11 protein-coding genes are annotated in these 13,141 nt (G+C 69.2%); 3 read left to right on the top strand and 8 right to left on the bottom strand.

The genetic code is table 11. From position 1 onward, the window contains the following. Window positions 1-52: 52 nt before the first annotated feature. From ACIP5T_RS14885 to ACIP5T_RS14870, 4 genes are read right to left on the bottom strand one after another with little or no spacing between them, the layout of a single operon-like run. The gene (locus ACIP5T_RS14885; protein WP_400865042.1) at window positions 53-1,687 is read right to left on the bottom strand and encodes a PTS mannitol transporter subunit IICB; all 1,635 of its coding nucleotides are present in this window, start codon (window positions 1,685-1,687) and stop codon (window positions 53-55) included. Next, window positions 1,684-3,369: a phosphoenolpyruvate--protein phosphotransferase gene (gene ptsP, locus ACIP5T_RS14880; RefSeq protein WP_400865039.1), complete on the bottom strand. Its 1,686-nt coding sequence runs from the start codon at window positions 3,367-3,369 to the stop codon at window positions 1,684-1,686. The genes ACIP5T_RS14885 and ptsP overlap by 4 nt, the downstream gene beginning before the upstream one ends. Next, entirely contained in the window at window positions 3,366-3,647 is a 282-nt protein-coding gene (locus ACIP5T_RS14875; protein WP_400865036.1) for an HPr family phosphocarrier protein, read from the bottom strand. The genes ptsP and ACIP5T_RS14875 overlap by 4 nt, the downstream gene beginning before the upstream one ends. Continuing rightward, window positions 3,644-3,961: a PTS sugar transporter subunit IIB gene (locus ACIP5T_RS14870; RefSeq protein ID WP_400865033.1), complete on the bottom strand. Its 318-nt coding sequence runs from the start codon at window positions 3,959-3,961 to the stop codon at window positions 3,644-3,646. Before ACIP5T_RS14870 ends, ACIP5T_RS14875 begins: the two co-directional genes overlap by 4 nt. A gap of 164 nt (window positions 3,962-4,125) precedes the next feature. Between ACIP5T_RS14870 and ACIP5T_RS14865 the strand changes: the two genes are divergently transcribed. Continuing rightward, window positions 4,126-6,048 (top strand): BglG family transcription antiterminator, encoded by a 1,923-nt coding sequence (locus tag ACIP5T_RS14865; RefSeq protein WP_400865030.1) that lies wholly within the window; start codon window positions 4,126-4,128, stop codon window positions 6,046-6,048. Between the two features lie 8 nt (window positions 6,049-6,056). Here the strand turns inward: ACIP5T_RS14865 and ACIP5T_RS14860 are convergent, their stop codons facing one another. Genes ACIP5T_RS14860 through ACIP5T_RS14850 form a run of 3 tightly spaced genes read right to left on the bottom strand, consistent with a single transcriptional unit; the run spans window position 6,057 to window position 8,826 of the window. Beyond that, window positions 6,057-6,320 (bottom strand): HPr family phosphocarrier protein, encoded by a 264-nt coding sequence (locus ACIP5T_RS14860; protein WP_400865027.1) that lies wholly within the window; start codon window positions 6,318-6,320, stop codon window positions 6,057-6,059. A 5-nt stretch (window positions 6,321-6,325) separates the two neighbouring features. Continuing rightward, complete coding sequence (locus ACIP5T_RS14855; protein WP_400865024.1) at window positions 6,326-7,996, bottom strand: phospho-sugar mutase; 1,671 nt, start codon at window positions 7,994-7,996, stop codon at window positions 6,326-6,328. Then, window positions 7,993-8,826: a purine-nucleoside phosphorylase gene (locus ACIP5T_RS14850; RefSeq protein ID WP_400865021.1), complete on the bottom strand. Its 834-nt coding sequence runs from the start codon at window positions 8,824-8,826 to the stop codon at window positions 7,993-7,995. The genes ACIP5T_RS14855 and ACIP5T_RS14850 overlap by 4 nt, the downstream gene beginning before the upstream one ends. 48 nt (window positions 8,827-8,874) lie before the next feature. On the opposite strand from ACIP5T_RS14850, the gene ACIP5T_RS14845 reads away from it, so the two are divergent. Both ACIP5T_RS14845 and ACIP5T_RS14840 read left to right on the top strand, forming a co-directional pair. Next, window positions 8,875-10,329, top strand: a complete 1,455-nt coding sequence (locus tag ACIP5T_RS14845; RefSeq protein WP_194285947.1) for an NAD(P)H-quinone dehydrogenase — start codon at window positions 8,875-8,877, stop codon at window positions 10,327-10,329. A gap of 64 nt (window positions 10,330-10,393) precedes the next feature. Beyond that, a complete protein-coding gene (locus ACIP5T_RS14840; protein ID WP_400865017.1) occupies window positions 10,394-11,275 on the top strand; it encodes a hypothetical protein in 882 nt (293 codons plus the stop codon). 56 nt (window positions 11,276-11,331) lie between these two features. Here ACIP5T_RS14840 and ACIP5T_RS14835 read toward each other — a convergent pair whose 3' ends face one another. Next, on the bottom strand, window positions 11,332-13,098 hold the full coding sequence (locus ACIP5T_RS14835) for an acetyl/propionyl/methylcrotonyl-CoA carboxylase subunit alpha (RefSeq protein ID WP_400865014.1): 1,767 nt from the start codon (window positions 13,096-13,098) through the stop codon (window positions 11,332-11,334). Window positions 13,099-13,141: the final 43 nt, after the last annotated feature.

Below are 13,141 nucleotides of genomic sequence, written 5' to 3'. Positions count from 1 at the left end.
CTGAGAATGTGGAGGCGGGGCGGATGCCGAAGCACCCGCCCCGCCCGGTCTGTCACGCGTCGGTGCCGCGCTGCTCGCGCACCATCTCGACGACCTCTTCGTACTTCGGAGAGTTCATGAAGTTGTCGACCGACACATGGACGGAGTCCGGCGACTGCGCCTTCGCGCGATCCGTCAGCTGCTGCTGCGTGATCACCAGGTCGGCGGTGCCGTCGAGGTTCGCGATGGCCTGGTTCGTGACGGTGACGCCCTCGACCCCCGCCTTCTTGAACTTGTTTCGCAGCACGCTCGCGCCCATGGCCGACGAGCCCATGCCGGCGTCGCAGGCGAACACGATGTTCTCGATGCGGCGGTCGGTGGCGACGCCTGCGCCTGTACCGGCAGCTGCACCCGCAGCACCCGCACCCGAGGACGCGCGGAGCGCATCCATCGCGGCGGACGACTTGCCCTTGTTCGCCTCAGTCTGTGCGATCGCGTCACCGAAGCTGTCGCCCTCGGCTTCCAGGTCGCGCTTGCGGGAGGCGCGCAGGATGACGCCGGCGACGAGGAAGGTGACCACGGCGGCGATGACGACCGACAGGTAGACGACGAGCAGGTTCCCCACACCCGGGCCGACAGCGGCCGCGGTCACGGCGATGATGCTGCCGGGGGCTGCGGGGAACACCAGACCGCCACCGAGCACCATGTTGGTCGTGACGCCGGCCGCTCCACCCGCGATCAGGGCGAGGATCGTGGTCGGCTTGCTCAGTGCGTACGGGAAGTAGATCTCGTGGATGCCGCCGAAGAACTGGATGATCGCAGCTCCCGGCGCGGACGCCTTCGCCGCGCCGACGCCGAAGAACGAGAATGCGAGAAGCAGGCCGAGACCGGGGCCGGGGTTCGCCTCGATGAGGAACAGGATCGACTTGCCGGTCTCCGCGGCCTGCTCGATGCCGAGAGGGGTGAACACGCCGTGGTTGATGGCGTTGTTCAGGAACAGCACCTTCGCGGGCTCGACGATGATCGAGACCAGGGGCAGGAGGTTCAGTGCGACCAGCCAGTCGACCGCCCCGCCGAGGACGGCGCTGATGCCGAGCATCACAGGACCGAAGGCGAAGAAGCCGAAGATCGCCAGGAGCATGCCCAGGATGCCGGCAGAGAAGTTGTTCACCAGCATCTCGAAGCCGGGGCGGATCTTGCCGTCCCAGATTCGGTCCATCTGCTTGGTGACGTAGGCCGCGAGCGGTCCCATGATCATCGCGCCGAGGAACATCGGGATGTTCGTGCCGACGATGACACCCATCGTGGCGATCGTCGCGACGACGCCGCCGCGCTCGCCGTAGACCATGCGGCCCGCGGTGTTGGCGATGAGGAGCGGAAGAAGGTACGTGACCATGGGGCCGACGAGGCCCACGTACGCGAGGATGTTGCCGTCGGCGCCCTCGGCGACCGCGGTCATGGCGCCCTGCCAGCCGACGACGGCAGAGTCGCCGCCGCCGCCGATGGTCTCGGCGACACCGGCCCAGTGCCAGCCAAACGGGCTTTCCGACCCGAAGAAGCCCTTCGGGATGAACAGCATGGTGATGAATCCCCACGCGATGAACGCGGCGATGTTGGGCATGATCATTCCGGACAGGAACGTGCCGAAGCGCTGCACGCCCGTTCGGAGGCCGCCTGCCTTCGTGGCGGCCGGTGACGTCGTCGTCATGATGTCGTCTCTTTCTGGTGAGGGGGAAGGGTTGCTGTGGCATCGGCCACGGCGAGGCGGGCTCCGGCGGCATCGTCTGCCGCCAGGGCCAGTTCGGCGAGGTTGCGGGCCTCGTCGAGAGTTCGGGTGGAGAGCATCTGGCGCACGTCGGCCAGCGCCGACGGTGCCATCGAGAGGCTGGTGGCGCCGAGCCCCACGAGCACGATCGCGAGCATCGGGTCTGCGGCAGCCTCGCCGCAGATCCCGACCGGCTTGCCGAGCCGGGCGCCTGCCGCGCCGACTTCGCGCACGAGTCGCAGCACGGCGGGGTGCCACGGGTCCTGGAACGAGGCGACCGAGCCGAGCATCCGGTCTGCGGCCATCGTGTACTGCGTGAGGTCGTTGGTGCCGATCGAGGCGAAGTCCGCGTGCGCGAGCACCCGGTCGGCGAGCAGGGCGCTCGCCGGAATCTCCACCATCACACCGGCCGTCTTCAGTCCGTATTCCCGGGCGAGGGAGGTGAAGTACCGGGTCTCCTCGACGGTCGCGACCATGGGTGCCATGACCCAGAGGTCGGCCTCGGTCGCGGCATCCGCCTCGGCCAGCGCGGTCAGCTGCTCTCTCAGGATGTCTTCGCTCGCGCGGAGAGCACGCAGCCCGCGGAGCCCGAGCGCGGGGTTCTCCTCGTGCGCATCGTTGAGGAACGCCAGTGGCTTGTCGGCCCCGGCGTCCAGCATCCTCACGACGACCTTCTTGCCGGGGAAGGCCGCCAGCAGCTCGCGGTACGACTCGCGCTGCTGCTGCACCGTCGGTGCCTGCGCCGAGGAGAGGAACAGGAACTCGGTGCGGAACAGCCCGACGCCCTCGGCCCCGCGTTCGACGGCATCGGATGCGTCTGCAGGTTTCCCCAGGTTTGCCAGCAGCGGGATCGGCGTGCCGTCGGCGAGGGCGCCGGGGGTCAGTGGTGCGGCGTCCGCCGAGCGGCGGGCGGCGGCGCGCTGCTCGGCGCGCGTCTTCTCATCGTCGGACGGATCGACGGTGACGGTTCCGGCGGCGGCATCGACGATGACCGTCCGGCCGGTTGCGAGCTCGGAGGCGGATGCCGCCCCGACGATCGCGACGATGCCCTTCTCACGGGCGAGGATCGCCGTGTGCGAGGTCGGCCCGCCGTCGAACGTGACCAGGGCGAGCACCTGATCGAGGTTCAGCAGCGCGGTGTCCGCCGGGGCGAGGTCTCGCGCCACCAGCACGAACGGATGCCCCGGATCGGGGACTCCGGGTGCATCGACGCCGCGAAGACGCGCGAGCACCCGCTGAGCGATGTCATCGAGGTCGGCAGCGCGCTCGCCGAGGTAGCCGCCGACCGCTTCGAGCGTCGCGCGGAAACCGGCGAATGCGTCGTGCACAGCCCACTCGGCTGTGGCGCCGTCGTCGATGCGCGTGTCGACCTCGTCCTGCAGCGTCGGGTCCTCGGCGATCATCGCCTGCGCCTCGAGCACCTCCTGCGCCGAGCCGCCGGCAGCCTCACCGCGCGCGGTGAGCTCCTGGGCGACCGCGGCGACGGCCTCACGCACTCGTGTGCGCTCGGTGTCCGCGCCCTGGGTGCTGGGGGTGTTCTCGGGAGCGGGCAGCGACTCGGTCATCCGGACGACGACGCCCTGGGCGACCCCGAGACCGATCCCGACTCCTCTGAGCTCGCTCACGCGCCGGCGTCCTGGTCATGGTCGGTCGTGAGCAGCTCGGTGAGCGTGTCGAGCACGCTCTCGGCACTGTCGCCTTCGGCGGTCAGCGTGACGTAGTCGCCGTGCTCGATCGCGAGCGCGATGACGCCGAGGATGCTGGCCGCGTTGACCGCTTTGCCCGAGTCCTTGGCGATGGTCACGGGGATTCCCGAGTCCTTGGCCGCCTGAGCGAAGAGCTTCGCCGGACGGGCGTGCAGTCCGTGTGATGAGCCGATCCGGACGGTGCGAGAGACGGTCATGATGTTCCTTTCGGGGTGTTCCTGACATCGGCGATGATCGAGCGGGCGAGCGCCAGCGTGCGGGTGCCGTCCCGATCGGCGAAGACGTCGTCGGGGAGCACCGCCACGCGAGCGGATGCGGCCAGTCGGATCGCCTCGAAGCGATCGGCGAGGTGCGGACCGACGAGGATCAGATCGTGGTCGCTGCCGGCGACGGACTGCTCCATGCCTGCGGCGGCGTCCCAGTCGAGGCCGGCCTCGGAGGCCGCCCGTCGGAGTCGTTGCGCGACGAACGTGCTCGACGCACCGGCGCCGCACACCACGAGGATCTTCATCGATGCTCACCTTTCCTGAGAACAGTCTGGGAAGAGTCGGCGGCGGTCGCCAACAGGTTCCTTTCCGCCCCTGCGGAACATCGGTTTCGGAGCGGCACCCTCACCTTCCTGACATCATGGAAGTCACGTCAGGACAGTGCGGTCGGCACGGAGGAGGGAGCATCATGTCGCGACAGCGTCAGGACCAGCTCCTGTCATCCTTGCTCCGGCAGGAGAAGTGGGTGACGGCCGCGAATCTCGCCGATCAGCTGGGCGTCACGCCGCGCAGCATCCGCTCGTACGTCGCCGCCCTGAACGCGAGGACCGGTGAGGCGGATGCCGTCGAGTCCGGCCCCGCCGGATACCGTGCCGGGCCGGGGGCGCGGCAGGCGCTGCGCGCCCGTCAGAACGGCGAGTCCGCTCCGCGGGACCGCCTGCACGGGCTCGTGCGCACGCTGCTCGATGTGCCGGACGGCGTCGACGTCTTCGCCACGGCGGATGCCCTCCACGTGAGCGAAGCCACGCTCGAAGCGGATCTCGCCCGTGTTCGCACGCTGCTCGACGGCACCGATCTCACCCTCGAGAGAGACCGCGAGATCGTGCGGCTACGCGGCAACGAGGCGGCCCAGCGCCGTCTGCTGTCGCGATTGGCTCACGACGAGATGGACGCCGCGTCGTTCCATCCCGAGACCTTCCGCCGGGCGCTCGCCGGCGGAATCATCGCCGCCGATGCCGTCGGGCCCTTCAAGTCCGAGCTGGTGCGCGAGCTCGGCGAGCAGGGCTACTACGTCAACGAGCTCGCGATCTCCGATGTCCTTCTGCACATCGCGATCGCCGCCGAGAGGGTGGCGGCCGGCCATGCGCTCGAAGAAGGGCCCGCCGGTGCCCGCGAGGAGATCCCGCGGGTCGGCGCCGTGATCGCCCGTCTCGCCCAGCAGCACTTCTCCGTTGCGCTGGGAGACGGCGACAGCGGCCATCTCGCATCCCTCGTGCTCACCCGCATCGTGGCGCCGGGAGAGGACGCCGCGGGTGATGTCGCCCGCAGCGGTGTGGACCCACGGGTGGAGGCAGCCGTCCGTGCCGAGATCGCGAGGGCCGCGGACGACTTCCAAGTCGACCTGGTCGATGAGACCTTCGTCCTGCGTCTCGCCCTGCACGTGCAGAATCTGATGCGACGAGCCGAGGAGAGCGCGCTCACCCGCAACCCGCTGACGCGTTCGCTCAAGACCTCGTACCCGATGATCTTCGAGGTCGCCGTCTCGATCGCCAGCGGCCTGCACGATCGTCTCGGCACGCCTATCCACGACGACGAGATCGCCTACATCGCCATGCACGTCGGCGGACGTCTCGAGCGCAGCCGCAAGGCCGAGTCGATCCTCACTGCGACCATCGTGTGTCCCGGCTACTACGAGCTCCACGAGCTGCTCCGGTCGAGCGTCGACCGTTCGCTGGGATCGGCGATCGAGGTGACGAGTGTCATCACGAAGGTCGACCCGGATTGGGCGTCGTTCGACACGGATCTCGTGCTCAGCACGATCGAACCGGGAGCGGCCGGGGATCGCTTCGTGCGCATCCAGCCGTTCCTCACGGACGCCGATGTCGATCGGATCCAGCAGGCTGCCGCGCGTGTCAGGCGCGGCAGACGTCTGACCAGGCTCCGTGCCGAGCTCGCGCGCTACTTCGTCGCCGATGCGTTCCTCTACCCGCTGCCGGATGAGGGGGAGGAGTCGATCATCCGGCGACTGGGCGGACTGCTCGTGGATGCCGGCCTCATCGGCGACGATTACGTCGACAACACCATCCTCCGCGAACGGATGTCGTCGACGGCGTTCACCGATGCTCTCGCAGTGCCCCACGCGCTCCAGATGACCGCGACGCGCACCGCGATCGCGATCGGCGTCGCAGACGGATCGGCAGCCTGGGGCGAGGGACGGGTGCAGGTGGTCGCCCTCGCAGCGTTCAGCGAGAGCGACCGTGCCGCATTTCAGACGGTGTTCGAGCAGCTCGTCGAGGTGTTCAGCGAACGCGACAGCGTGCAGCGCATCCTCCGTCGAGGCACGACCTTCGAGGCGTTCCTCGACGAGCTCGTCGCCGTCATCGACGGCTGAGGGCCGGCTCAGCCCCGAGGATCCAGCACACCGGCCAGGGTGTCGAGCACGAATTCGGCATCCGCCGACTCCGCAGTCTCGAGCACCACCGCATCGCCGGGCGCGAGTCCGAGGTCCATCAGCGCGAGAACGCTGCTGAGGTCCACGATCGCGCCCGACGACGTGCGCAGGGTCACGGCGTGCGGGTGCGCCTGCACGAGACGCACGAGCTCGGCGACGGGGCGCGCATGCACCCCGTTGTGGGCGCTGATCACGACATGTCTTCTCGGCATGCGGCCTACGAGCGTTCTTCCAGGAGCACGCGCACCGCGGCCTCGAGCTCGCCGACCGTCGCGCTCGCCCGCTCAGCGGAGTCGGCGGTGGCGTCGATGTAGACCTTGAGCTTCGGCTCGGTGCCGCTCGGACGCACGATGATGCGCGAGCCGTCCGCGAGCCGGTACCGCAGCACATCTCCCGAAGGCTGCCCCTCACCGGCGCGCAGCAGATCCTCGGCAGAGGTGATGGCGTGGCCGCCGAGTTGCTGCGGTGGAAGCGTGCGCAGCGAGAGCATCACACTGCCGATGACCGACAGATCCTGCACGCGCACGGACACCTGCCCGCTGGCGAAGTGGCCGTAGGTGTCGCCCAGCTCGGACAGCAGGTCGGCGAGCGACTTTCCGCGCTCATGGGCTTCGGCCGCGAGACCGAGCACCGCGACGGCGGCCGAGATGCCGTCCTTGTCTCGCACTGTCTCCGGGTTCACGAGGTAGCCGAGGGCCTCCTCGAACCCGAACACGATGCCGGGGGCCCGGGAGATCCACTTGAAGCCCGTGAGGGTCTCGTGGAAGTCGAGACCGTGGTGCGCGGCGACGGCGCCGAGGCCGGGGGAGGAGACGAGCGAGCAGGCCAGCGAGGCGCCGGGAGTGCCCGCAGCCTTCCGTGCGGCGCGCGCGCCGAGCAGGAGTCCGACCTCGTTGCCGGTGAGGCGACGCCATCCGCTCTCGGAGGACGCATCGGGGATCGCCACGGCGAGTCGGTCGGCATCCGGATCGTTCGCGATGATGAAGTCCGCCTGCACACGACGCGCGCGAGCGAAGGACAGGTCCATCGCCCCGGGCTCCTCCGGGTTGGGGAACGACACGGTGCGGAACGTCGCGTCGGGCTTCAGCTGCTCCTCGACGACCATCGGCTGCGGGTAGCCGGCGGCCGACACGATCTTCGACAGCGTCTCCCATCCGACTCCGTGCATCGCGGTGTAGACCCACCGCAGGTCGCGCCCTCCCGCAGGCGCCGGAGCCACCGCGGCGGTCGCGGCCACATACGCCTCGACCACATCCTCGCCCGCCGTCTCGTAGCCGGCGGAGCGAGGCAGGGTCGAGACATCATCCGCGTCGGCGATCCGCTGGATGTGCGCGGCGATCTCGGCATCGGCGGGTGCGACGATCTGCGACCCCTGGTCGGCGCCACCCAGATAGACCTTGTAGCCGTTGTCGTTCGGGGGGTTGTGCGAGGCGGTGACCATGACACCCGCATCCGCACCGAGGTGCCGCACTGCGAAGGCGAGCACCGGCGTCGGCAGCAGTCTCGGGAGCAGGATCGCGCGTAGGCCTGCTCCGGCGAAGAGCTCGGCGGAGTCGGTCGCGAACACCCGGGAGTTGCGGCGTCCGTCGTAGCCGACGATCACGGTCGGCGTGCGCCCGTGCGACTTCTCGCGCAGGAAGGCGGCGAAGCCGGCGGCGGCCTGCGCGACGAGAACGCGGTTCATGCGGTTGCTGCCGGCCCCGAGTGCTCCGCGAAGCCCTGCGGTGCCGAAAGCGAGTCGGGTGCGGAAGCGGTCGTCGAGATCGGCTGCCGCCGCCTCGTCACCGGCCGCGGCGCGAGTGATGACCGCGGCGAGTTCGTCGCGGGTCTCGTGATCGGGGTCCTGTCTCATCCAGGCGCGCGCCTGCGCGAGGCGCTCGTCGTTCACAGCGCCTCGACCACTCGGGCCAGCAGTGCCGAGATCACCGGCTCGGCCTCACGGCCGGCCTCGATGACCTCCGCGTGGCTGAGCGGTGTCTTCTGGATGCCGGCGGCGAGATTGGTGATGAGCGAGAAGCCGAGGATCTCCATGCCGGCCTCACGAGCGGCGATCGCCTCGAGGGCGGTCGACATGCCGACGATGTCGCCGCCGATGTGCTTCGCCATCTGCACCTCGGCCGGCGTCTCGTAGTGCGGGCCGCGGAACTGCGTGTAGACGCCCTCGTCGAGGGTCGGGTCGACGCTGCGAGCGATGTCACGCAGGCGCTTCGCATAGAGATCGGTCAGGTCGATGAAGGTGGCGCCCTCGAGCGGCGAGTCGGCCGTGAGGTTGATGTGGTCGCTGATCAGCACGGGCTGGCCGGGTGTCCAGGTCTCGCGGACGCCGCCGGCGCCGTTGGTGAGGACCATGATCTTCGCCCCCGTGGCAGCGGCAGTGCGGACCGAGTGCACGACCCGACGGACGCCGTGGCCCTCGTAGTAGTGGGTGCGGGCGCCGATGACGAGCACGTTCTTGCCGTCGGGGGTGCGGATGCTGCGCAGAGTGCCCACGTGCCCTTCGAGAGCGGGCTTCGAGAAGCCGGTCACCTCGGTGGCGGGGATGGTCGCGACGGTCTCGCCGATGATGTCGGCGGCCTTGCCCCAGCCGCTGCCGAGGGTCAGGGCGATGTCGTGCTTCTCGACTCCGGTCAGGCGCGCGATGTCGGCGGCTGCGTCGGCTGCGACCTCGAACGGGTTCGCATTCGGGTCGTCGAGGGGGTTGCTGTGTGTTTCAGACATGGATCCACTCTAGGAAGGTGCAGGCTCCGGGGCCAGGATTGCGGAAGAATGGAGATCATGTCTTCCACCCCTTTTGAGCGCACTCAGCGCGTCGCCGTCCTCGGTGGCGGTCCCGGCGGTTACGAAGCGGCACTCGCAGCCGCTCAGCTCGGAGCCGAGGTGACCCTGGTCGAGCGCGTCGGCGTGGGTGGTGCGGCGGTGCTCACCGACGTCGTCCCCTCGAAGAGCCTGATCGCGACGGCCGATGCGGCCATCGCGATCTCGGAAGCATCCGACCTGGGCGTGCAGTTCTACGCGAAGGGCGAGCACGGCAAGCCGCTGAAGCCCGAGATCGCGATCAACCTCGCCGCCGTCAACAAGCGCCTCATCGCCCTCGCCGGACAGCAGTCCGAGGACATGCGCTCCGCACTGCTCGAAGCCGGCGTGCGGATCCTGTCCGGACACGGACGCCTCGAGGGGCCGAACGCGATCATCGTCTCGACCGGTCACGGCGGCACGGATTTCGACCGCATCGAGGCCGACACGATCATCGTCGCCGTCGGTGCGTCGCCGCGCGAGCTGGATTCGGCCAAGCCCGACGGCAAGCGGATCCTCACGTGGACGCAGCTGTACGACATGAAGGCTCTCCCCGAGCACCTGATCGTCGTCGGGTCCGGTGTGACCGGTGCCGAGTTCGCCTCCGCCTACATGAACCTCGGCGCCAAGGTCACCCTGGTGTCCAGCCGCGACCAGGTGCTTCCGGGCGAGGATCAGGATGCCGCGCGCGTGCTCGAGAAGGTCTTCAAGCGCGGTGGCATGACGGTGCTGTCCAAGGCTCGCGCCGAGAAGGTGGAGGTCACGAAGGACGGTGTGACGGCGACGCTGTCGGATGGCCGCACGGTCGACGGCAGCCACTGCCTCATGGCCGTCGGCTCGATCCCCAACACCGCGGGCATCGGCCTCGAGGATGCGGGAGTCGAACTCGACGAGAGCGGACACGTCCGCGTCAACCGCGTGGCTCGCACCTCGGTGCCCAACGTCTACGCCGTCGGCGACTGCACGAACTTCTTCCCGCTCGCATCGGTCGCGTCCATGCAGGGCCGCACGGCCGTGTTCCACGCGCTGGGCGACATCGTGATCCCGCTCGAGCTGATCAAGATCACCTCGAACATCTTCACCGCTCCCGAGATCGCCACGGTCGGCTACTCGGAGAAGGACGTCGAAGACGGCGTGGCCGACGGGCTCGTCTACAAGCTGCCGCTCGCCGCGAACCCGCGCGCGAAGATGATGGGCATCAAGGACGGCTTCGTGAAGCTGATCGCACGCAAGGGCTCGGGCACCGTGATCGGCGGAGTGATCGTCGGACCGAAGGCATCCGAGCTGATCTACCCGATCGCCGTCGCGGTCGAGCGACGCCTGACCGTCGATCAGGTCTCCCGCGTCTTCGCGGCGTACCCGTCGCTGTCGAGCAGCATCACCGATGCGAGCCGTGCGATGCACCTCGTCAACGCGAAGATCTCCTGACGCTGACGAAGGCCATGCTCTCCGCTCATCCACTCCTGCTGCTCGTCGTCGTGGGAAGGGACCGGTGACGGACCTCAGCGAATTGCCGCCGCTGCAGGAGTGGCCGTCGCCGTGGGGTGCACGTCGACCCCGACGACGTGTCGGCATGCTCTGGGTCGGCCTCGCCCTCATCGCGGCCGCAGCTGCCATGATCGGCTTCTCGGGTGGTGCCGCTGGCCCGCTGTGGTCGGGTGCGTTCGTCGGCCTGTTCGGAATCACGGCGTTGGCGGTCGCGGGGCGCAGCCCGTTCGTCGACGGGCGCGCGCGGCTGGTCGACACGGCGACACTGACGCGCGGGCGGATGGCGAGTCCCGATGCGCGCATGCACTTCGTGCCGGAGCGGCGGCCGGGCGTCGTCACCTTGACGCTGTGTATCGTGTGGGCCGTCGTCTTCACGGCTGCGACGGTCGTGGCGGTCGGAATCGGGCTGACCGGCCGTCCCGAGGCCTTCCTCGGAGTGGCGGTGCTCGCGGCGGCCGCCGCGCTGTTCGTCTACACGGCCGTGCGCGCGACCGTCACGCAATACCGCGCCGATTCCTTCGGGCGTCGACCGCTGGGCATGGGCATCGGCCAAGACGGGGTGCTCCTGATGCGTGTCACCGAGACCCTGTACGTGCCGTGGAGCGCGATCCGCCGCGTGGAGCCGGACACGACCGAGCCGCGACGCGGCATGGACGAGCTCCCGCTCATCAGACTCCGCGTGGATCCGAGTCGCGTGACCGCATCCGACGGGATGCGTGTTCCCGGCACGGTCACCGTGGCCCCGGCGATGCTGAAGACGCACCCGCAGGTCGTCTGGTCGGCGTTGCGTGAGTTCCACGATTCGCCGGCGGCACGCGCTGCTCTCGGCACCTCGGCAGGGCAGCGGATGTTCGACGAATGGTGCGCCTCCGCCCCTGCGGACTGAAGGAATGGCGAAGGCCCCCGCCTCGAGGCGGGGGCCTTCGCCATGACTCTCTGCGGTCAGCTGATCGTGAGCAGCTGGTGCCCGGCCGAGACCGTCGCGCCGGCTACCGCGCTGATGTTGCTGATCGTGCCGTCCTTGTGCGCCTGCAGCGGCTGCTCCATCTTCATCGCCTCGAGGACCACGACCAGGTCGCCCTTGACGACCTCCTGGCCCTCCTCGACGGCGATCTTCACGACGGTGGCCTGCATCGGCGACTTCACGGCGTCGCCCGACGCGCCGGCGCTGACCGAGGTCGCGTGGCTGCGGCGAGACGGCGGAACTGCGGCGGGGCGTCCGGCTGTACCGGCCGCGACCGCGACACGGTCCGGAAGGCTGACCTCGAGGCGCTTGCCGCCGACCTCGACGACGACTGTGTGGCGGTTCTCCGACGCTGCGGGCGACTCGAGCTCGCCGTCCCAGGCGGGGATGTCGTTCTCGAACTCGGTCTCGATCCAGCGCGTGAAGATGCCGAACTCGCCGTTCTCCGCGGTGAAGGCTGGGTCGCGGACGACCTTGCGGTGGAAGGGGATCACGGTCGGGAGTCCTGCGACCTCGAACTCGTCGAGAGCACGGCGTGACCGCTCGAGAGCCTCGGCGCGGTCCTTGCCCGTGACGATGATCTTCGCGAGCAGCGAGTCGAACGCTCCAGACACCGAGTCACCGGCGGTGACACCGGAGTCGAGCCGGATGCCGGGGCCGCCGAAGGTCTTGAAGACGTGGATCGGGCCCGGCTGGGGGAGGAACCCGCGACCGGGGTCCTCGCCGTTGATGCGGAACTCGATCGAGTGTCCGGTCGGCTTCGGGTCGTCGTAGTCGATGGTGCCTCCGGCGGCGATGCGGAACTGCTCGCGCACCAGGTCGATGCCGGTGACCTCTTCGGAGACGGGGTGCTCGACCTGCAGGCGGGTGTTGACCTCGAGGAACGAGACGGTGCCGTCGGCGCCGATCAGGAACTCGCAGGTGCCCGCACCGACGTAGCCGACCTCCTTGAGGATGGCCTTCGACGCCGAGTACAGCAGGTCGTTCTGCTCGTCCGTGAGGAATGGCGCAGGCGCCTCCTCGACGAGCTTCTGGTGACGGCGCTGCAGAGAGCAGTCGCGGGTCGAGATGACGACGACATTGCCCTCGGCATCCGCCAGGCACTGAGTCTCGACGTGGCGGGGCCTGTCGAGGTACTTCTCTACGAAGCACTCGCCGCGGCCGAAGGCCGTGACGGCCTCGCGGGTCGCGGATTCGAACAGCTCGGCGACCTCGTCGAGTTCGCGGGCGACCTTGAGGCCGCGTCCGCCGCCGCCGTACGCGGCCTTGATCGCGATCGGCAGGCCGAACTCCTTCGCGAAGGCGACGACCTCGTCGGCGCCGGCCACGGGGCCGGGGGTCCCGGGGGCGAGCGGGGCGCCCACCTTCTCGGCGACGTGACGGGCTGTCACCTTGTCTCCGAGCGCCTCGATGGCCTCGGGGGAGGGACCGATCCAGGTCATTCCCGCACCGATGACTGCTCGGGCGAACTCCGCGTTCTCGGCGAGGAAGCCGTAACCGGGGTGCACGGCATCTGCGCCGGCGCGGCGGGCGATCGAGAGGATCTTCTCGATCTGCAGGTAGGTCTCGGCGCTCGTCGCTCCGCCGAGGGCGTACGCCTCGTCGGCAAGACGTGTGTGCAGAGCGTCGCGATCCTGGTCGGCGTACACGGCGACGGAGGCGATCCCGGAGTCACGAGCGGCACGGATGATGCGGACGGCGATCTCGCCGCGGTTGGCGATGAGCACCTTGGCGATATCAGGCATGGTTGCCAGCCTAGCGAGAAGGCAGGCGTTCGCTTTGACGACT

It is taken from the genome of Microbacterium sp. NPDC088619 (assembly GCF_044752825.1).
In the GTDB taxonomy this organism is placed as follows: domain Bacteria; phylum Actinomycetota; class Actinomycetes; order Actinomycetales; family Microbacteriaceae; genus Microbacterium.
This window is presented reverse-complemented; position numbering and strand designations above follow the sequence as displayed.

Excerpts from the sequence above, each read along its gene's own strand:
- ACIP5T_RS14875 (WP_400865036.1), bottom strand. The coding sequence starts at position 3,647 with ATGACCGTCTCTCGCACCGTCCGGATCGGCTCATCACACGGACTGCAC.
- ACIP5T_RS14865 (WP_400865030.1), top strand. The coding sequence starts at position 4,126 with ATGTCGCGACAGCGTCAGGACCAGCTCCTGTCATCCTTGCTCCGGCAG.
- ACIP5T_RS14885 (WP_400865042.1), bottom strand. The coding sequence starts at position 1,687 with ATGACGACGACGTCACCGGCCGCCACGAAGGCAGGCGGCCTCCGAACG.
- ACIP5T_RS14850 (WP_400865021.1), bottom strand. The coding sequence starts at position 8,826 with ATGTCTGAAACACACAGCAACCCCCTCGACGACCCGAATGCGAACCCG.
- ACIP5T_RS14860 (WP_400865027.1), bottom strand. The coding sequence starts at position 6,320 with ATGCCGAGAAGACATGTCGTGATCAGCGCCCACAACGGGGTGCATGCG.
- ACIP5T_RS14835 (WP_400865014.1), bottom strand. The coding sequence starts at position 13,098 with ATGCCTGATATCGCCAAGGTGCTCATCGCCAACCGCGGCGAGATCGCC.
- ACIP5T_RS14845 (WP_194285947.1), top strand. The coding sequence starts at position 8,875 with ATGGAGATCATGTCTTCCACCCCTTTTGAGCGCACTCAGCGCGTCGCC.
- ACIP5T_RS14870 (WP_400865033.1), bottom strand. The coding sequence starts at position 3,961 with ATGAAGATCCTCGTGGTGTGCGGCGCCGGTGCGTCGAGCACGTTCGTC.